The 18,355-nt window shown below is 59.9% G+C and carries 19 protein-coding genes; 5 read left to right on the forward strand and 14 right to left on the reverse strand.

The window, feature by feature from the left end:
- Positions 1 to 34: 34 nt before the first annotated feature.
- The 7 genes from VFQ24_07085 to VFQ24_07115 all read right to left on the reverse strand — a co-directional run bounded on the left by VFQ24_07085 (position 35) and on the right by VFQ24_07115 (position 7,536).
- Positions 35 to 1,981, reverse strand: a complete 1,947-nt coding sequence (locus tag VFQ24_07085; protein ID HET9178106.1) for a FecR family protein — start codon at positions 1,979 to 1,981, stop codon at positions 35 to 37.
- Positions 1,982 to 2,083: 102 nt separating this feature from the next.
- On the reverse strand, positions 2,084 to 2,668 hold the full coding sequence (locus VFQ24_07090; protein HET9178107.1) for a hypothetical protein: 585 nt from the start codon (positions 2,666 to 2,668) through the stop codon (positions 2,084 to 2,086).
- A gap of 291 nt (positions 2,669 to 2,959) precedes the next feature.
- On the reverse strand, positions 2,960 to 3,718 hold the full coding sequence (locus VFQ24_07095; protein HET9178108.1) for a YebC/PmpR family DNA-binding transcriptional regulator: 759 nt from the start codon (positions 3,716 to 3,718) through the stop codon (positions 2,960 to 2,962).
- A gap of 217 nt (positions 3,719 to 3,935) precedes the next feature.
- Positions 3,936 to 4,832: a M48 family metallopeptidase gene (locus VFQ24_07100; GenBank protein HET9178109.1), complete on the reverse strand. Its 897-nt coding sequence runs from the start codon at positions 4,830 to 4,832 to the stop codon at positions 3,936 to 3,938.
- A gap of 91 nt (positions 4,833 to 4,923) precedes the next feature.
- Positions 4,924 to 6,225 (reverse strand): phosphopyruvate hydratase, encoded by a 1,302-nt coding sequence (eno, locus tag VFQ24_07105; protein ID HET9178110.1) that lies wholly within the window; start codon positions 6,223 to 6,225, stop codon positions 4,924 to 4,926.
- A 25-nt stretch (positions 6,226 to 6,250) separates the two neighbouring features.
- Positions 6,251 to 7,264 carry an aminoglycoside phosphotransferase family protein gene (locus VFQ24_07110; protein ID HET9178111.1) on the reverse strand — a complete coding sequence of 338 codons (1,014 nt, stop codon included), beginning with the start codon at positions 7,262 to 7,264 and terminating at the stop codon, positions 6,251 to 6,253.
- A 38-nt stretch (positions 7,265 to 7,302) separates the two neighbouring features.
- Positions 7,303 to 7,536 carry a hypothetical protein gene (locus VFQ24_07115; GenBank protein HET9178112.1) on the reverse strand — a complete coding sequence of 78 codons (234 nt, stop codon included), beginning with the start codon at positions 7,534 to 7,536 and terminating at the stop codon, positions 7,303 to 7,305.
- 107 nt (positions 7,537 to 7,643) lie between these two features.
- Here VFQ24_07115 and VFQ24_07120 point away from each other — a divergent pair, with 107 nt between their 5' ends.
- Positions 7,644 to 8,660: a molybdopterin-dependent oxidoreductase gene (locus tag VFQ24_07120; protein HET9178113.1), complete on the forward strand. Its 1,017-nt coding sequence runs from the start codon at positions 7,644 to 7,646 to the stop codon at positions 8,658 to 8,660.
- 32 nt (positions 8,661 to 8,692) lie between these two features.
- Here the strand turns inward: VFQ24_07120 and VFQ24_07125 are convergent, their stop codons facing one another.
- The 3 genes from VFQ24_07125 to VFQ24_07135 all read right to left on the reverse strand — a co-directional run bounded on the left by VFQ24_07125 (position 8,693) and on the right by VFQ24_07135 (position 10,307).
- Positions 8,693 to 8,842 (reverse strand): YHS domain-containing protein, encoded by a 150-nt coding sequence (locus VFQ24_07125; GenBank protein ID HET9178114.1) that lies wholly within the window; start codon positions 8,840 to 8,842, stop codon positions 8,693 to 8,695.
- A 291-nt stretch (positions 8,843 to 9,133) separates the two neighbouring features.
- Entirely contained in the window at positions 9,134 to 9,259 is a 126-nt protein-coding gene (locus VFQ24_07130) for a hypothetical protein (protein HET9178115.1), read from the reverse strand.
- Positions 9,260 to 9,527: 268 nt separating this feature from the next.
- Entirely contained in the window at positions 9,528 to 10,307 is a 780-nt protein-coding gene (locus tag VFQ24_07135; GenBank protein ID HET9178116.1) for an NAD-dependent protein deacylase, read from the reverse strand.
- 313 nt (positions 10,308 to 10,620) lie between these two features.
- Between VFQ24_07135 and VFQ24_07140 the strand changes: the two genes are divergently transcribed.
- Positions 10,621 to 10,920, forward strand: a complete 300-nt coding sequence (locus VFQ24_07140) for a PilZ domain-containing protein (protein HET9178117.1) — start codon at positions 10,621 to 10,623, stop codon at positions 10,918 to 10,920.
- A 188-nt stretch (positions 10,921 to 11,108) separates the two neighbouring features.
- Here the strand turns inward: VFQ24_07140 and VFQ24_07145 are convergent, their stop codons facing one another.
- Together VFQ24_07145 and VFQ24_07150 are read right to left on the reverse strand one after the other, a co-directional pair.
- Positions 11,109 to 11,504, reverse strand: coding sequence for a DUF6632 domain-containing protein (locus VFQ24_07145; protein HET9178118.1), 396 nt, complete (start codon positions 11,502 to 11,504; stop codon positions 11,109 to 11,111).
- A 100-nt stretch (positions 11,505 to 11,604) separates the two neighbouring features.
- A complete protein-coding gene (locus tag VFQ24_07150; GenBank protein HET9178119.1) occupies positions 11,605 to 11,904 on the reverse strand; it encodes a cupin domain-containing protein in 300 nt (99 codons plus the stop codon).
- A gap of 237 nt (positions 11,905 to 12,141) precedes the next feature.
- On the opposite strand from VFQ24_07150, the gene VFQ24_07155 reads away from it, so the two are divergent.
- Together VFQ24_07155 and VFQ24_07160 are read left to right on the forward strand one after the other, a co-directional pair.
- Positions 12,142 to 13,893, forward strand: coding sequence for a gamma-glutamyltransferase (locus VFQ24_07155; GenBank protein ID HET9178120.1), 1,752 nt, complete (start codon positions 12,142 to 12,144; stop codon positions 13,891 to 13,893).
- Between the two features lie 282 nt (positions 13,894 to 14,175).
- The gene (locus VFQ24_07160; protein HET9178121.1) at positions 14,176 to 15,534 is read left to right on the forward strand and encodes an MFS transporter; all 1,359 of its coding nucleotides are present in this window, start codon (positions 14,176 to 14,178) and stop codon (positions 15,532 to 15,534) included.
- 44 nt (positions 15,535 to 15,578) lie between these two features.
- On the opposite strand, the gene VFQ24_07165 is transcribed toward VFQ24_07160, so the two are convergent.
- The gene (locus VFQ24_07165; GenBank protein HET9178122.1) at positions 15,579 to 16,121 is read right to left on the reverse strand and encodes a DUF4337 domain-containing protein; all 543 of its coding nucleotides are present in this window, start codon (positions 16,119 to 16,121) and stop codon (positions 15,579 to 15,581) included.
- Between the two features lie 257 nt (positions 16,122 to 16,378).
- On the opposite strand from VFQ24_07165, the gene VFQ24_07170 reads away from it, so the two are divergent.
- A complete protein-coding gene (locus VFQ24_07170) occupies positions 16,379 to 17,248 on the forward strand; it encodes a DUF1003 domain-containing protein (GenBank protein HET9178123.1) in 870 nt (289 codons plus the stop codon).
- Between the two features lie 120 nt (positions 17,249 to 17,368).
- Here VFQ24_07170 and VFQ24_07175 read toward each other — a convergent pair.
- On the reverse strand, positions 17,369 to 18,355 hold a 987-nt coding region (locus VFQ24_07175; GenBank protein HET9178124.1), incomplete at its 5' end, for a hypothetical protein.

An 18,355-nucleotide genomic window follows, 5' to 3' on the forward strand; every position in this document is an offset into this window, starting at 1 on the left:
TGGTTTTTACATCCGTCCGATCAATCCAATCGAATCAGTGGTGCGGACTGTGCTGACCACCTCCGCCTGACTGCCCCCCACCGCCTCCACCCATGCCGCCGGCGTTGCCTCCGCCCATGCCGGCACTTCGTCCTCCACCGCCCATACTGCTGCTGCGTATCTCTCCGCCCATCTGGCCGGAGGACCGGCCCATACTCTGACCCTGGCTCTGACTGCGGCCGAATCCGCCCGAAGGACGGGCTGCCGAGGAGGACCGGTTCACGCCCTGCTGCGATCGGTTTGAAATCCTGTTCATTTCCTGCGTCTGCCGGCGCGCACGGGCGTTCTCCATCCTCTGTTCCCTTTGCAACATTCTTTCCTGACGGAAATCCGGCATCTGGCGTTGCTGGAAGGCGCGAACGCCTGCCGCATTCCCGACGGGCTGGGCCGATGGAAGAAGCGAGTTCGAGTTACGCACGGCGCCGGAGTTAGCCCCAAGGTCCGAAATCGGGATGGAAGTTAATGCTCTGGCGTGGTTTGCCGGAATCGAGCCCGACCGGCCCCGGATGAGCATATCGTTGTTTATCGCCGGCCCGGACCGATTGACAAACCGGCGCGTCTGCTGGTCGAAGACGGCAGGCGCGTGGGGCTGTACGTCCCAGGCTCCGTGGACCGTACTCTGCGAAAAGATCCTGATCGGCGCAGCGCCAGCACGGCGGACACGAAGCCCTGAGACCCCGCCCGTTTCTGTTGCCGAAATCGCAGCGGAATGATCGACCGGAGACCCTGGCAATCGCACGCTGCGTGTGAGTGGCAGAGTGGGTGATTCAACCTGATGTCCGTTGAAGGGATCAACCCGCACCACATCTCGAGGCAATATTGGCCGCCCACCCTGAAACGTATTGCTGCTCACCGCGACTGAGCAGATCTGGCCTCTTGGGCAATTCATGGGCGTGTTGGCAGCGCCCGTACGGGACCTGGGAGTCCAACTGACCCAACCTGGGCCCTCGTACCATGTCACCAGAGCAGGCGACCAGGTGGAGAAATTACCGGGCAGCCAGCACCAACCCGTGCCCGCCGGGTAGATCCAACTTCCGTAATGGAAAGGCAGCCAGCCCCAAGGTTCGCCCGAAATCCAGGTGTAGCCGAAGCCGGGGTACCAGGACCAGCGCCCGATCGAGTAGGGCGACCACCCGGCTCCCATGGCGGGCGACCAGCAGTTCCCTGCCCCGGGCAAATAGTTCCACGCGCCGAAATAAGACAGGTCATTCCAGCCGTAGAGCGACCTGCCTGCGGAAAGGGAGCCTTCTTCCGGCCCCGCCTTGTTGGCGGCAACCACCGTAGTTTCCTGACGCTTGTCCACCCATTGATCCCAGGCATCTTCGGTAACTCCTTCCGTCACCTGGAAAGCATTGGGGCCGCCGGGCGCAATTTCAAGAACATGGTTCGCCGCAACGGTTGCGCTGCCTTGGGAGCTCTGGACCGCCACATCGCCCTTGAAAACCTTCATTTGCTGGCCGCCCTCGTCAGAGTCAATGCGAAACATTGCTTTGGCCGTGGCGTCATAGGTTGAACCCCCAGCAAGGACTTCGTAGACGTCATCACGCTCGGGCGTAACCGCAAAAGTGGCGTAACCCTTGGCGAGGGTCAGGTGGTTGATCTTGCCGCCGTCAGGAGCGAGCGCGAGGCTGGTGAAATCAAGCTCACTCGACTGGCCCAGGCGCGCTGTGGAGCCGTTCTCAAACTCCACTTCCGCAAAACTGTTGGCATCCGTAGCCAGCTTGAATCCCTGCTGGATGGGCGTGTTGACAAAAGCGTTTGCCCATTGGTCAGCATCGGGACGGTACATGGTGACAGTACCTTCCACAAAGCTGAGCCTGACAATGCGAACCTGAGAACTGGACTGGGCTGTGGCGGGAGCAGCCTTCAGTGTTAATGCGACGAGTGTTGCACAAAGCAGGAGAAATAGCCAGTAACCCCTTGGCGACCGATCGACCTTCATGGCGCACCTCCGCGGCTGGCTTAGGGAAACCCCTCTTAATAATACATCAGGCGGGGGAAGGTTAATATCAAAATCAGAGGTTCCTCAGGGCTATGGCCGGCGTCAGCGATGCCCTGCCTTATTTGAGGTGTAGCCGTCCTGGATGCGCCGGATGATGTCCGCCGCCCGCACCTGGGCGATGTGAAGGTACTGCGAATTGCCGGCGATCTTTTTCAGGATCGGAACCATCAGCTCGGGATCGACCAATTCCTTGTTGTCGAGATCGATCTCGATCCTTGTCAGGGCGGAAGGCAGGCCGAGCACGTCATACCTGGAAGAATACTCGAGGGTCCCTATATGTTGCTCGACGTCTGCAATGCCCTCAAAAACCGTCGTAAGGTCTTGCGCGCGCTTGTTCCGCGTGTAGTTGAACTGGACCTTGTTTTCCTGGCCGTTATGGCGGTAGATGAAGGTCTTCATTCCCAGATTGGCGACGTTCTTATTGCTCTCCAGATTGAGTGAGCGGAAATCGCCGAGCGCGCCCGCCATCTGAAACAGAGTCGCTGTGGTCTCGGCAGAAAGCTTCAGGGCACGGGGCTTGGGAGGTTCGTTCAACTGCCGGCCGTCGTAGGTACCATCGCCATTCTCGTCCACCGTCACCGAGGTGTACTCCGGCAGGCTGCCCTTCATCACTTTGGTGTAGGTCAATACAGCAGGGCCGCCCGTCCCCTGTGCCGGAAGCGCAGGGCTGGGGAGAAGTCCGAGCGCAAAAAAACATACGCTCAAGCGAAGGATGTGCCGCCGGAGTCCGCTACAAAGACTTGGTGAAATTGGACCCTGCTCCATGCCGAAAGCTACGGCCGCTCGAGATATTGCCGGCGCAGCCATCCGCCGGACGGCGCGCTTCCGTGGCGGAAACCCGTCTACATCTGCCCCTAATCCCGGCCATCGAAAGAAGGCCCGTGCAACAGGCAATCGGCGTTGCTCTTGTGTGCCTTCTCAGCCACTTCGCTGAGCCAGCGATTGCAGTTCCGCGTCCTCGATATCAAAGTTGGCGTAGACGTGCTGGACGTCTTCATGCTCGTCAAGCTCATCCATCAGCCGCAGCACCTGGTCCGCTGGTTTACCTGAGATTTTCACCTGGGTCTGAGGGACCATTGAAAGCTCCGCTGCCGCCGGCGTAATGCCCGCCTTGTTGAGTGCCTCGATGACCTGCTGAAAATTCTCGACCGGACTGAGAATCTCCCAGTTTTCGCCATCTTCCCTCATGTCGTCAGCCCCGGCCTCGGTAATCAGTTCCAGCAAGGCATCTTCCTGCGTCCTGGATTTTTCGACCACGATGTATCCGCGCTTGCTGAAGATCCACGTTACGCACCCTGTTTCGCCCAGGTTCCCGCCGTGCTTCGAGAGAATGTGTCGAAGCTCTGCAAGCGTGCGGTTACGATTATCCGTGGCAATCTCCATAATCAGGGCGACGCCGCTCGGCCCATAACCTTCGTACACAATCTCTTCGTATTGCACGCCCGGAAGTTCGCCCGTACCCCGCTGGATGGCGCGTTTGATGTTGTCGGCGGGCATGTTTACCGCTTTGGCGTCAGCGACTGCGGACCGCAGACGCGGATTTGTGTCGGGGTCGCCGCCTCCGATGCGGGCCGCCACAGCGATTTCCTTGATCAGCTTGGTAAAGAGCTTGCCTCTCTTGGCATCTGCTGCGCCTTTCTTATGTTTGATGGTTGCCCATTTTGAATGGCCCGACATGTGATTCTCTTCCTCTGTCTACCTGCCGCCGGCGCAGAGTCCGATAAGCAGACTCAGCAGCCGACTATGGAATTTTTCCATTTTCAACCTCGAAATCTTACCACATTGTTGGCCTGCAAGCCACGGCTTCTTGGCCCGCGGATTGTCCCTGCCGCCACTGCACGCGCGCGCTGAAAGCGGGGCCATGGCTGTTCGCCGCGCCGGGGCCTTCCCCTGTTCAGCGCGCCGGTTGCTGAGGGGCAGGTTTCGGGGCAGGAGGCATGCTTTGGAGCCGCTGCTTCACGGCTTCAAATTCCGGGCTGTCTGTCTTCCCATCCTTTTTCGGGCCCAGCCTGGGAATTTCCTCCTCAACGTTCTTGATGCGGTTCCCCGGGCTGGGGTGATCGGAAAAGAACTGGATCGTCTGCTGCGGGTATTTCTGTTGAATGGTCCCGAAGAACTGGGCCATGGCGTAGGGATCATATCCCGCGCGGTAGAGTATGTAAGTTCCCACCGCGTCCGCTTGCGACTCTGCTGAGCGGGAATTGCGCAGAAGGATTGAATTCACGCCGAAGGTCAACCCCAATTGCGCCAACTGGCTTGCGAGGCCCGAGCTCTGGCCAAGCAACCCTGCCAGTATCGAAAGCGGCGCCTGCGCCAGCACCGTTTCAGACGCCTGGTGCGTGCCGTGACGCATTACCACGTGGCCTTCCTCATGGGCAATAACTCCCGCAATCTGGGCCTCATTCTGCGCGGCTGCAATGGCGCCCCTGTTCACATAAATAAATCCGCCTGGCAGGGCAAAAGCATTGATCTCCGGACTGTTCACCACGTTGAAAGTCCACGCGTATTTTGTCTCACCCGACTGATTGGGAGCGATCTTTGCAAGCCTCCTTCCGAGGTTGTTCACATAACCGGTCACCTGTGCATCCCGGACCAGCGGAAGCTGCTTGTCCGCCTCCTGCGAAGCCTGCTGGCCTACCTCGACGTCCTGCGCGGGAGAAAAAAGGTTGAATCCGGGCCGGAAGTTCAGCCCTTCGACGGCAAGCAAAAGCACAGGCGACAGCACCACCAGCGCCACTGTCAACAGTCCAGCAATTTCTCCACGTCGCAGTTTCGATTTCAGAGGTTTCATTCGACGCTCGCAATCCGAATGGCGGCCCGGCAGCGAGGCGCATGGGCGCACGCAAGCACGGATGCAACTCTCGTCCGAGCTTATACTGCCATTAACCGGCTTTCGCCTCAAGGAAGCCGTCAAAAACTTCCGCCCCCCGGTATGAGGCGTGAGGGCCCAGATCCTCCTCGATTCGGATAAGTCGGTTGTATTTGGCCAGCCGTTCGGAACGCGTGATGGCCCCCACCTTGATCAGCGATGCCCCCGTCGCCACCGCCAGATCAGCAATAAAACTGTCCTCGGTTTCACCGGAGCGCGCGCTGATCACAGGCTGGTAGCCGTTGCGGCGCGCCAGGCTGATGACCTCCAGAGTCTCGGTCAAGGTCCCGATCTGATTGATCTTCACCAGGACCGCGTTGGCGATCCCCTCTTCGGTCCCTCGCGCAAGCCGGTGCGCATGGGTCACGAAGAGGTCGTCGCCGATCAACTGGCAGCGGTCGCTCAGGCGGTCGGTCAATTTCTTCCAGCCGTCCCAGTCGTCTTCATCCAGCCCGTCCTCAATGGAAAGGATCGGATAGTGGTCCACGCAGTTGGCCAGCCGTTCGACCATATCCTCCGCGCTCAGATCTTCGTCCGATACCTGCAAGTGGTACTTCCCCTGCTCGTAAAAGTGGCTTGCCGCCACGTCCACTGCAATGGCGGCATCACGGCCTGGCTGGAGCCCTGCGCGTTCGATCGCTTCAACCATGATGCTGAAACCCGATTCATTGCTTTCCAGGGCCGGCGCATATCCGCCCTCATCGGCCACGCCTGGGCGGTAAACGCCTCGCTCCTTCAGGACCTCCCTGGCCGCGCGATACACCGCGTTCACGTCGGCCAGCGCCGCGGAGTAAGTCTTGGCCCGCAACGGAACCATCATGAAGTCCTGGAAGTCAATGTTTCCGCCGCCGTGAATTCCGCCGCTCATGATGTTCACCATGGGGACCGGCAATTCATTGGCCCCAGCGCCTCCCAGATACCGGTAGAGCGGCAGCCGGGCGGAACCCGCAGCCGCGCGGGCCACCGCCATTGAAACCCCCAACACCGCGTTGGCGCCAAGCCGCCGCTTGTTTGGAGTCTGGTCGAATTCGATCAGAGTGTTATCGATATGCCTTTGGTCAGACGCTTCCAATCCGGCAAGCACCTGGGGAATCTCCCACTCAACACTCCTGACCGCCTTCGTCACTCCTCTGCCGCCGTAGCGGTCCAGTTCGCCGTCACGAAGCTCCACCGCCTCATGCGTGCCTGTTGACGCTCCGGCCGGGACCATCGAAACCCCGGTTGAGCCGTCTTCCAGCGCCACTTCAACTTCCAGCGTCGGATGGCCTCGTGAATCAAGGATTTCACGGGCGTAGGTCCGGAGAATTTTCGCCATCGATACTCCTGTCCATCCAAAGCAATTATGTTTGCTTTACGTATTGCGCCAGCAACTCGAGCGCCGCCTCGAATGCCGCTGGCCGCTCGATGAGCAGGCGGACGGCCGCGCGCCGGACCCGGGACTTGACGCCCTCGTCACGGATGTATTCCACCGGCGACTTGCCATCCATCCGGGCCAGCATGAGCCCGCCGAGGTGCCGCAGGGTCATGGCCTCAAAATCCACCGTCTGTGCGCCCTGGAGTCCAGCCGCCAGCGCCTGCCAGAACTTGCGCGCCGCCCGGAAATAGCGCTCCGCGTATTGCGGCTGATGAAACGACTTCAGCATCAGGTGATTCAGCAGAAACCCGGAATCGAAAGCCGGGTCGCCCCAGTGAACCACCTCAAAATCGATCAGGAAAATGTTGCCGCCGCGTACCAGCATGTTCTTCGGGCTGTAGTCGCCGTGAACAAGCGAACTCTGGATCTTCCACGAATCCTCGATGAGCTGTTCCAGGGCCTCACGAGCCTGCGGGCGCCGCGCTGCCGTGGTGCGGTAATAAGGATCGATTCTAAGCTCGTCAAACACCGTCCGATCGGCGAATTGTTGCTGGAATGCCGGCTTCTGCTGGCTGGCCTTGATCATGGCGGCCAGCATCCCGCCCGCTCGCTCGGCCACTTCCATGCTAACGCGTCCATCCAGCAGAGATTGCTTCCAGACCACCGAACCCTCCGGCGCGGCGGTCATCACGAACAGAAAGTTTGCGCGATCCACCAGGACCACCTTGGGCACTGCGCCGTCCAGAATGGGGCCAAGCGACCGGATGGCTGCCGCCTCGCGGAATATCCTGGTGCGCTGTGAAGTCCAGTCGTCCTTCACACGGAGCCTGCCGAGCGATTGCTTGGCCACCCAGCAGACGCCTGGCCCCTCGACGAGCGAAACAAAGTTTGAAACACCGCCGCCAAGTTCCCGGACCGAGAGCGCAGCCGGATTAGCGGCCATGCCGCGCTCCGCAAGATAGGCGGCAAGGCTTTCCGGTGTCAGTTGAGATTCCGGCATGGCAACGAGAGCTCCGCCGTCGGCCCGGGGATTTCGCCTCAAACCCGATTTGCGGCCTGCCCCGTCGCGTCCAGCCGGTCGAGCAGGCGGTAACGCGCGCCGCACTTCAGGCATTGTATTTCGCGACGAGACATCGCCCCGGCAACCGGCGTGCTGCCTGATAGACTGGCCAGCCCGAAATGGCCATCGGGCGATGCGTAATACTCAAACATCATCTGGTTGCACCGTGAACAAAACTGCCGCCGGTGGTTGACGCGTGGCGCTTCGTTCAATCGCTCCCCTCCTCCGCATCTTGCGCCAGAACCATTCCGACCAGACTCCGCCCTTCGCGGTATCATAAAACTTCCTGGCTGCGGTCGACATCTCATAACATAGCACCATGGAACGGCGAACTCTGATTATCGGAGCGGTTGCGGGCGGCATCGGCCTGGTGGAATATGCCTTCACCTCGCGCTGGATGAACGGCATGCGTGATCCCGCCGCGCTCTCCGTAAAGGCCTACGAACGCTTTGGCGCTCAGGCCGCTTTGATGGCCATTACGCCCAATGACGAGTTTTACCTGACTTCCAAAGGCGCGGCGCCCGCCGTGGACCGCGACAACTGGCAGCTCAAGTTTGACGGACTCGTCGAGCGTCCCTTCACTCTCAACTTCCAGGACCTGCTGAAGCTGCCGAGAATCGAGAAGGTTTACACGCTTGAGTGCATCTCGGATACCGTGGGCGGCACGGCCATCGGCAATGCCAAATGGACCGGCACGCCGCTGAAGCCCCTCCTCCAGCGGGCGGCCCCTGCGGGCGACGCCACCCATGCGGCCCTCCATGCCGCCGACGGGTTCTCCACCGGCCACACCCTCGAACGCCTCTGGAATGAAGAAAACTTCATCGCCTGGCAGATGAATGGCGCAGACCTCGCGCCCATTCACGGCTATCCGGTCAGGCTCTTTATCCCCGGCAAATACGGCATGAAGCAACCCAAGTGGGTAACGCGCATCGAGTTGTTGAAGAAGCCCCACCTGGGTTACTGGGAAAGCCGCGGCTGGTCTGACGACTGCGAGCGCTGGGCGCACGCGCGATTCACTGATCTGAAAGACGGCGCCAGAATCTCCGGGCGCAACTTCGAGTTTGCCGGCTACGCCGTGGGCAACCTGAACGGCATCCGGTCGGTTGAAATCAGCTTCGACGACGGCAAAACCTGGCGACCGGCAGCCATCTTCAGCAACCCTTCGCCCATTGTGTGGACCTTCTGGCAGTACACGTGGGTGAACCCCATGCCCGGCAATTACCGCGTTCGGGCTCGCGCCATCGACGGCAAAGGCCGCGTCCAGGGGCCGCAGCCGACTTCCACCTTCCCAGACGGCGCCACGGGCCAGCAGGTTTTGACCGTCACCGTCGCCTGACCGCAATCGCCGCGCGCTCCCTCATCTCCAGACTATTTGCCCAGGTATTTCTCAGGCTCTTTGTCAAACTTTGCCTTGCAGCCGGACGCGCAGAAGTAAATGGTCTGGCCCTTGTACTGGCTGGTGGCCGCCGCCTTCCCAGACTCGATCGTCATCTTGCAAACCGGGTCAATGACTTTCATAACGCTCCTTTCCACCGGAACGATCATGGGGCATGATTGCCCTTTTCAGAATAGACGATTGAATCATGAGAACACCAGCGACGATGTGACGCTCCGGGGGGTAAAGGGGAAGATAAAAACGACGGACCGGGTTAGAAGACCCCTGAGGATGGGGAAAGGCTAGAAGGAGTGGCGGGCCGGAGCCAGGACCGGGTTTTCGGTTTGTTTTTGGTCCGTTTTTTGGCCCTCCAATGTTTTCAATAAGATCGGTAGCTTTGTTTTTAGGTTCGTTCCGGTTTGTTTTTTCCACAGCTACGCGTTTTCAACAACTTCTCCGCTTTGTTTTCCGGTTTGTTTTTGGCTATCCATGTAGCCTTTCCCTTTGTTTTCAATATCTTCTCCGCTTTGTTTTGCAAAAAACGTGTTTTTTTGTCCCATTTTGTCTCTTTTAGTCCCGGAAAACTCGATGCTCGCAGGCATTATGGGAAGACTACCATGCTAGGCCAGAAAAGTCAAGAAAAATCGGCGGGAGAGGCTGGAAGTCAGGAGCCAGAAGTCAGGAGTAAGAAGTCAGCGGCGGGTCAGTGCTGTAGATTTTCCCGATGATTGCTTCAGCGGCTGAAGCCGGCTGGATGGAGGCGCGACGAACGCCGGAGCTGAGGCTCCGGCCTCCTAAGGAACCGTATCCTTGGCGGAGAACTGGGCGTCAGCAGACACCGTTGAGCGAAAGGCGTTTCCTGATTTCTTCCAGGACCTCCCCTGCTTTTCCCTGTAGTTTCACATCGACGTATTGCGTCAGCACGGTTGGATTGGGATTGATCTCCACCAGCAGGGCGCCTGAACGTTTGGCCCGCAGGGCCCAGTCGCCGATGTAGGAGAAGGTTGCTTCGGTGCCGATCACCAGCGCCACATCAATCCAGCTCTGGTGGAAATAGTCATCGATCTGGGCGCGGGGGGCGGTGGGGAGAGATTCACCGATCCAGACCACGCCTGGCCTCAGGAGCGCACCACAGGCGCACGTAGGCGGAAGTCCTGGCAGGGGCACCCGCCGGTCTTCATAAGTGTTGCCATCTGCGAGGCAGGTTACACGCCAAATGGAACCATGAATGTGGACCACGCGGTGACTGCCAGCCCGTTCATGAAGGTCGTCCACGTTCTGGGTGATGATGAACACGTCGCGGACCGGACCTTCAAGCCCCGCCAGCACGTGGTGTGCAGGGTTGGGTGAAGCGCTGGCGATGAGGCCGCGGCGATAGTCGTACCACTCCCACACCAGCCTGGGGTCTCTTCTGAAGGCTGAGAAAGTTGCAAGCTCGGCCGGATTCAGGGACCTCCACCATCCGCCCTCACCCCGAAACGTTGGAACGTTGCTTTCTGCTGACACCCCGGCGCCGGTGAGGACCAGTACATTTCTGGCATCCCGAAGTTTTTGGACAACCGTGGCCAGTTCGGGAGTAATCGCCCGGCTTTGAGCTGCGTTTGGCATGGAGGAATGATTATTGTAACTCAATTGCGCCAATCTGGAGCCGGTCGGCACGGCGAGAATTTGCGTGTGGCCCTGTGCTGTCCACCGGCTGAGAACGGCGCGCACGAACAGGCGCGGCTTCGCAAATCAATGGACCCGCGAACCGAGGACCTTTATTCAGTAACCAGTCCGGCAACATGATCGCCCCTGGACCGTTTGAATTCAGTCACAATACCCGCGGGCTATTGCTGCCTTTCACCCTTGAAAATTCAGGTTGACTGCGGCCGCGAACCAGAGTATAGTTGCCGAATCTATCACAAAAAAGGAGAAGCCCATGCCTGCCGTAATGGGAGGTAAGTTTCCCCAATTGGACCGCGCCCCGCGCGTCCACAAGACGCTGCCTATGACCGTGCGGGAGGTTTCTGCTGAAAGCGCCAGGAGATCATCCGGCGCTGTCCTCGATCTTTCCGACCACGGCCTCAGGGTGGTGACTGGAAAGGCCCTGCAGGAAGGCCAACTGGTCAGCGTGCTGATCAGCGAGACCGGAATGTGTTTCAAACGGTGCCGCGTGATCTGGGCTCGCCCCTTCCGGCAATCGCAACTGAGCGAGGCAGGCCTGGAAGTTTTGAGATAGGCGGGCCCGCTGCTTCATCGTTTTTACCCAGCAGGTTGATTTCACACTTCATCGCTCCGGCACTGGATGCGGCGCTGATGACTGCGCGTCTCATCGCCGGAGTGGCGCCCTCTCCTGCCTCGCCTGCGCGGATGCCGGGAGAGGCCGCATATTCAAGGGGCGTTGCTTCACGTCGCGGCCCAGTCGGCTCAGGCTGGCTCCGCCGATACGGTTGCCGCAGACTGCCGTGCCGCCGGTTTCGCGGGAGCCAGCGCCAAGAGCACCACGCCGATGACCACGAGCAGGGCCGAGCCGATAAGAAAGCCGTCGCGCTGACTGGGAATTTTCAGCCCCAGCAGCGACATCACGAGGGCATGCGCGAAGCTCGACCAGGCGGCAAAGGCAATAAGCGCACGATGGGCGGATGGATCGCGCGCCGCGAGCAGCAGGAAGACTCCGAGCGTGGCATACAGGCTCATCATCATGGTGTCGCCTGTGTCCGACTGGTCCGGATGCAATATGCCGCCAGCCACAGGAAGGACAGCCGCCAGAAAGAGCAGTCCCACTACAACCAGCACAACCTTGAGGGCGCGTTGTCGGTCCATTGTGCCTCCTGTTGAATCGGTTTGTTTAGAGCAAACGTCTCCCGCCACAAAACCCAGTCTGACATCGCGGGCCGAAGGGTCCGCTATACTGCGCGGCGCCTCAGTGTTTCAATTCGATCTGGAGCAACTCGAAAGGTTTCTTGCTTCGGCTCTCGGGCAAGTGCTCGGTGGCCTCGAAAAACATCGTCTGTCCGGCTTTGACGTCAAAGTCTTCGGATTTGCCGTCAGGATACGTGAAGCGTCCCTCGCAATCAGTGAGAAATACGGTCACGCTCTTGGGGTGTCCGTGCATCCTGGACTTCTCGCCGGGCGCGTACCGGATGCGGATCACGCGCACGTCGTCGTTCTCGAATTCCACTTTGTAGTGTTTGGAGTCCACTTTCACGGGATCATGCGCCATGGGTTTTCTCCTTTCGGAAGAGTGCCTGTGTGGTATTGTCCGCGAGAATATCACAGCACCCCGCAAGGCGCAACGTACCCTATCGAAACGTGATAGAACGTTGTCTGGAAAGGTCGGTTCTGGAAACCCCGCGAGGGATTTTCAGGAAAATAACCTTGCCCGTTGGCGCCCAAGTGAGCGTATATTTTCAATTCCCGGAAACCCAGGAAGTGAATTCCGGGAGACGGCCTTGTTGACATGGCGCGGCGGAAATCCACGCGCCCGATGGAGCCATTTGACGTGCGCAAACTTTTTTCGATCACATTAGTTTACCTGCTGGTCAACGTGCCGCTGGCACGCGCCCAGGCGACTCTGCCTGCGGCATCCGGTCAGTCCGCAGCGGCCGTCGCACGCGGACCGAGCGTGGCATCGGGCAGCCAGGGCGTGGTTGTCTCTGGCAAACCGGCCGCGACGGCTGCAGGAATCAAGATTCTGAAAGCGGGCGGGAACGCTGCCGATGCCGGGGCCGCCACACTGCTGGCGTTGTCAGTCACCTACGTGGGCGCATTCTGCGTGGGAGGCGAGGTGCCCATTCTTGTCTACAGCGCCGACAAGAAAAACGTGAAACTGCTGGAAGGGCAAGGAGAGGCGCCGCGCGATCCAAAGGCCATCGCCTGGTACATGAAGCACGGAATCCCGGGCAACGGCGACGTGAAGGCGGCGGCCGTTCCCGGCATGCTGGACGCCGTGGTGACCCTTTTGAAGCTGTACGGGACCATGAGCTTCGAGCAGGTCGTCCAGCCCACGCTGGCGATCCTGGATGCTGGCGGCCCCACCTGGTATATCGATACCGGAGATCGGCAGAGGATTGAAACGGGCGTACACTGGCAGGCCGATCTGGCCGTGACCTTCCGCAAACTGGTGGACTCCGAGAGGGCGGCCAAAGGTACGCGCGAGCAGAAACTGCAAGCTGTGTCAGACCGGTTCTACCGAGGAGACATCGCGGACGCTCTGGAGGCCTGGTATATCGGAAAGGGCGGTTTTCTGCGTAAGGTGGACCTGGCGGCGCACAGGACGCCCGTTGTGGATCCGCTCGTGACCACTTATCGGGGTTATACGGTTTATAAGCCCGGTCCGTTGACGCAGGGTCCTGTCCTTTTACAAACGCTGCGTTTGCTCGAAGGCTTCGACCTGAAGAGGATGGGCTTCCTTTCGGCGGATTACATCCATACGGTGGTCGAAGCGGAGAAACTGGCCTTTGCGGACCGCGACGAATATTATGGCGATCCGAATTTTGTTAAGGTGCCGATGAAGCAACTGCTCTCCGATAAGTACACCAGGATGCGGCGGGCGCTGATCGATCCGAAGAAGGCGTCTCTGGAGCTGCGACCGGGCGATCCCTACAACATGAAACCCACCAGGCCGCCGACGATTACCGGCCCGTGGCACGGCGGGACCACGGTGATGTGCGTGGCCGACAAGTGGGGCAACGTGATTGCGGCGACTCCCAGCGGCCTGTCGAGCACGGCCGGAGTGGCCGGCCATACGGGCATCATCCACGGCAGCCGGCTGAGCAGCCTGAACACCTTTCCCGGCACTCCCAACGTGATCGAGCCCGGCAAGCGGCCGAGAATCACGCTGAGCCCCACGCTGCTGTTCCACAATGGCCGGCCGGTGATGGCGATCTCGGTGGCGGGCGGTGACCAGCAGGACCAGGCAGCCCTCCAGGTGATCCTCGCTTATGTCGATTTCGGCATGACGCCCGAGCAAGCATTCAACGCGCCACGCTTCTCCACAAGTCACTTCGTCGGCTCGTTCAGCCAGGACCGCCCGCGACTGGGCAGCCTGACGGTACCCAGAAGCGTGGGTGCCGCCGTCGAGGCGGACCTGAGAGCGCGCGGGCATGTTGTGAGGCTTGGCAGCGGCAGGGTCGGTGGCGTGGCGCTGATCGGCATCGATCCCAGGACAAAGGCAGATACGGCGGTCGGACCGGCCGCCGGAAAGATGTAGATAAAATTATGAATTCTGAATTTTGAAGGATGAAACGTGGCTGGGACAGACGCTTGCTCTACAGTGTCTGCGTCTTCGCGGGGCAACAGGTTCTTCTTGAAACTGTGTTCCCAGTCCGTTGGCAACTCGCAAAGTAACTTACCGCAACTTGGCCGGCGCACCGCCCCGCTCTAAACCGCCAGCTTCGCTGATCGCAGGCATTGAAAAACAACGCCTGCGCCAGCCTCGGTCCCAAGGAGAGTCGACCGAACAGCCGCAATTCGTCACCGTGCGCGGACCATTATGGATATCGGGGCTTCACAAATCGCGACCCGGCAAGCGCCCGCCATCCGGGCGACACGCGTGCGATGGGCGATCATCGGGATGCTTGCCATCATCTCCGGCACCACCTACATGGACCGGCTCAACCTGGGGATCGCCGGAAAATACATCCAGGAAGAATTTGCTTTCAGCAATCAAACGATGGGCTGGATCCTGAGCGCATTCGTTCTCGGATATGCGCTTTTTCAGGTGCCGGGCGGCTGGGCGGGTGACAAGATCGGTCCCCGCCGCATGCTGACATTTGCCATCGTCTGGTGGTCTGTGTTCACGGCCTTGACGGCGCTGGCTCCGCAATTGCCGCTGGCGGGTTGGTTCAGTGTGGGATGGTCATTTGCGATTGTGCGGTTCCTGATCGGAATGGGCGAATCGGCCGCTTACCCAAACTCTGCCAAGATCGTCTCCTACTGGAGCGCCGCGGGAAACCGCGGCGCGGCCACCAGCGTGTTTATTGCAGGATTGGGCGTGGGGGGCGCGCTCTCGCCGTTGGGAATTACCTGGGTCATGTTGCATTGGGGCTGGCGCGCGTCATTTTTCCTCTGTGCGGCCCTGGGTGGCATCGTGGCGATCGCATGGCATCTTTATGCGAGAGATCATCCTGAAGAACACCCTCGAGTGAATGCGGAAGAACTAAAGCTTATTTATAACGATGAAGGAAAAGGCGGAATCGCGGTCCGGAGGAAAACAAATCATAAACCCGCCATTCCCTGGAAAGCGATGCTCAAGAGCCGTTCCGCGTGGGCCCTGATCCTCAGCTATTTCTTCATCGCCTATCCCGCCTATATCTACTACACCTGGTTTTTTATTTACCTGATGAGGGTCCGCGGCCTTAGCGTGGTTCAAACCGGCCTGTGGGGCTCTACGCCCTTTATCGCCATAATTCTGCTCGCGCCCGTGGGAGGATGGCTTTCTGACCGGCTGGTCGCGAGGATCGGCGTCCGGCGCGGGCGCCGCGATGCCATCTGGATCGGCGTGGCACTCTCAGCCATCATGCTGCCTGCGGGTGGCTATGTGGCCAACAACACGCTGGCCATTCTGCTGCTGGCGGGGGCCTCAGGCTTTAACCTGTTTGCCACCACCATATGGTGGGCCGCTTGCAATGACATCACGCCGAACTTTTCCGGCTCGCTCTCCGGGCTGATGAACATGTCGGGAAATCTTGGCGGGTGGCTTTCACCGATTCTGACGGCGGCGATCTTTACGCGTTTCGGCTGGAATGTGGCGTTCGACTTCGCCGGATTGATGACCCTCGCGTCCGGGTTGCTGTGGGTGCTGGTCAGGGCAGACGAAACGCTCGAAAGAAGGCCGCCGTTGCCAGCCTGAAAAGCGCCGGCCGGGCATGGAAGCCCGCAGTCAAATCGCGGCGGTCAATGCACCCACGCGGAACTGATGGCCACCAGGAGTCCGGCAAGCGCCAGCACGGAGCCCATCCCCCAGAACAACTGCTTGCGGGTGATCAGCGTGATGGAGGTAATCACCAGCGCCGCCTCCAGCAGCACCTCGCCCAGGTCGAGGCGGGCGCCCTTGGTCTCAGAGTGCAGCGCATCGGCCTCAAAGTCCTCCGCGCGCTTCCGCGTGTCGCTCAGGCTCTTCTCATAGCGCTGGACGTCGGCGCCATACTTCTGCTCGAACTTTGCAGCCTCGGCGGCGTTCTTGACGGGCATGACGGAGTAGAGGTCGATAAAGAGCTGGTCGTTGTGCCGGCGAATGTTCCGGGCCTGGTATTCTGCCCAGGAATCCGCCGCCTTGGTCTCGTCAAGCAGCGTGTTCGTGTGGGCGCGATGGCCAAGCACGGAAATGGCGGCAACCAGCACGGCCAGCACCGACATGGTGAAAGTGGCGCCCACCAGGCGCGATTCCTCGCGCGCCTTCTCGGCGTGCTCGTGCAGTTCGTGGATAGCCTCGGACATAAAGCCAAACCTCGTTTGCGGTCCATAGCAGAACTCCGGTGCAAGGGACCGGCAGTCCACTAAAATACACTGGAGCCGTTCCCAACACAACTTATGAAACATCGGAGTGTGGGGAGTCAGGTTGCGGCCTGAAGTTCGTGGGGCGCCAGCCCTACCCCTTCCACTTTGAGAAACGCACGGTTAAAATTCAACTGCGATTTACCCGGTGTGGCAATCTTGAAAACTCAATTTCCAATTTCAACGGGGTGAGGTGACTTATGGCATGTAATCCGGAAACGTTAAAGCACGTTCCGCTTTTTGCGTTGCTGGACGACGATGAGGCAGCGGTGCTGGCCGGCCAGGTGGAAGAGAAAAAGTTCGCTCCCCGGCAGCGCATCTTCAAGATCGGCGATGCGAGCGGGCCGGCCTACGTGGTTGTAACCGGGCGCGTGCGGCTGACGACCGTAGACCAGGACAACCAGGAAGTTGTAGTCGATGAGCCGACGCACGGAGAATTCTTCGGGTTTGCGTCCATGCTGGAGCAGACTCCGCACCAGACCAGCGCCATGGCCGTGGAAGAAGTGACATGCCTGGAGGTGAGCCGCGACGATATTGCGGTGCTGCTCGAGCGGAAGCCGATGGCCGGCATGGATATGTTGACCGTGTTGGGACGCCAGTTCCATGCCTCGCAGCGACTGGTGCGCAAGCGCTCCACGCGCAACGCAAATGAAATGATCGAGCAACGGGCCACCTTCGGCGCACGCATCGCCGACCGGGTGGCGCAGTTTGGCGGATCGTGGATATTCATCATTATATTTTTGCTGGCGCTGGTCGTTTACTCCACCACCAGCATCTGGATGGGGTCGAAATCATGGGACCCTTATCCGTTCATCCTGCTCAATCTTTTTCTATCCATGCTCGCGGCCATTCAGGCGCCCGTCATCATGATGAGCCAGAACCGCCAGGACGCCAAGGACCGGCTGCGTGGCGAACTGGATTTTGATGTCAACCGCCGGTCCGAGGCGCAGATCCAGGGGCTTGCCCGCAAGTTAAACCTGCTGGGCGAACAGATGGGCGACATGGAGGAAATGCTGAGAGACGCAACCGAGCGAGGCGGCGGCAGCACGGTCCCAACTTCCACTTCCTGACCGCCGCTTCTGCCGCGATTGGGTCCGTTTTCTCAAAAATGCGCCGACAGGTGTCGATAGTTGCCAGATCCCATCGTGTAGACAGGCCAGGGGAGTAAATGGGCCGGGGAACGTTCCTAATCACTTGCGCAATGTTGCGCGAGGTCCGCTGGGGACGTTGCTCACCCGCAAGGTTAATGAACCGACCGTCTTCCCCCCGGCCGCCGCACTGAAGTGGATCTCCTGCCACTCCGGCCGGTTGCCATCGGGAGCCGTAAAGATGGCCGTGATGGGATAGGTGTCGTGCGCATCAACCGGATAGACTGCGGACCCTGACTCCTCTTTCCATCCCGAAGGCAGCTCTGCCGTCAGGCTGATTTTCTGCGCGGAGTCCGAGTCGTTTCGGATGATGATGGGAACGCTGACTTCCATTCCAGGGCCGACGCCGGCTTCCGGCGGATAGAGAGAACCAATGTGCTCCAGGCCGTGCGCCATCCAGAACTGGCTATAAAAGAGATAGGGACCGCCGAGCTCGATCGACACGCCCTCGTGGCTTTCCGGCTGATAAGCGGGCATCCCAGGATACGGAAGGGGTCCGGGAGTGATGCCATCGAAAATATCTCCAGTCGTGGACCCACCCACCAGCGACTTGCCCAGGATGAACTGGACCGGGTGCTTGAAGTGGTCCACCGCGGCCTTGTAGACGGCTTCCCTTCCTTCGGGGCCCGCATCTTCCTGCGTCTGGTGGTAGCTCAGTTCCGTGGCCCCAAGTTCGTAATACGGGACGTGCTTCGAGGGGGAAACCGTCGTGCTCGGGTACACCGGCCCCTGGCCTTCAATCCAGTCGTGGTGCCGGGCATTGGTGAAGAAATAGATCTTTTGGGGCTGCCAGGGGCGCAAGCCTTCCGTCAGATTGCCGATCAGCTTGTAATTCTCAGGCGCCGCAACCTGCTCAGGAAACACGAGCGGGTTGCCCGCCAGGTCGAAAGCCTCGTTGGCGATGACGGACGCGGCCTGATGATCGCCGTGGTTCTCGCCATCCGCATAATCCGGCAGCCAGGTGATGATGACTTCGGGTTGGGTGAGGCGGACATAGCGCACGGCCCGCCAGAGCGCCGCACCGTGGTT

Source organism: Terriglobia bacterium (assembly GCA_035712365.1).
Lineage (GTDB): Bacteria > Acidobacteriota > Terriglobia > UBA7540 > UBA7540 > SCRD01.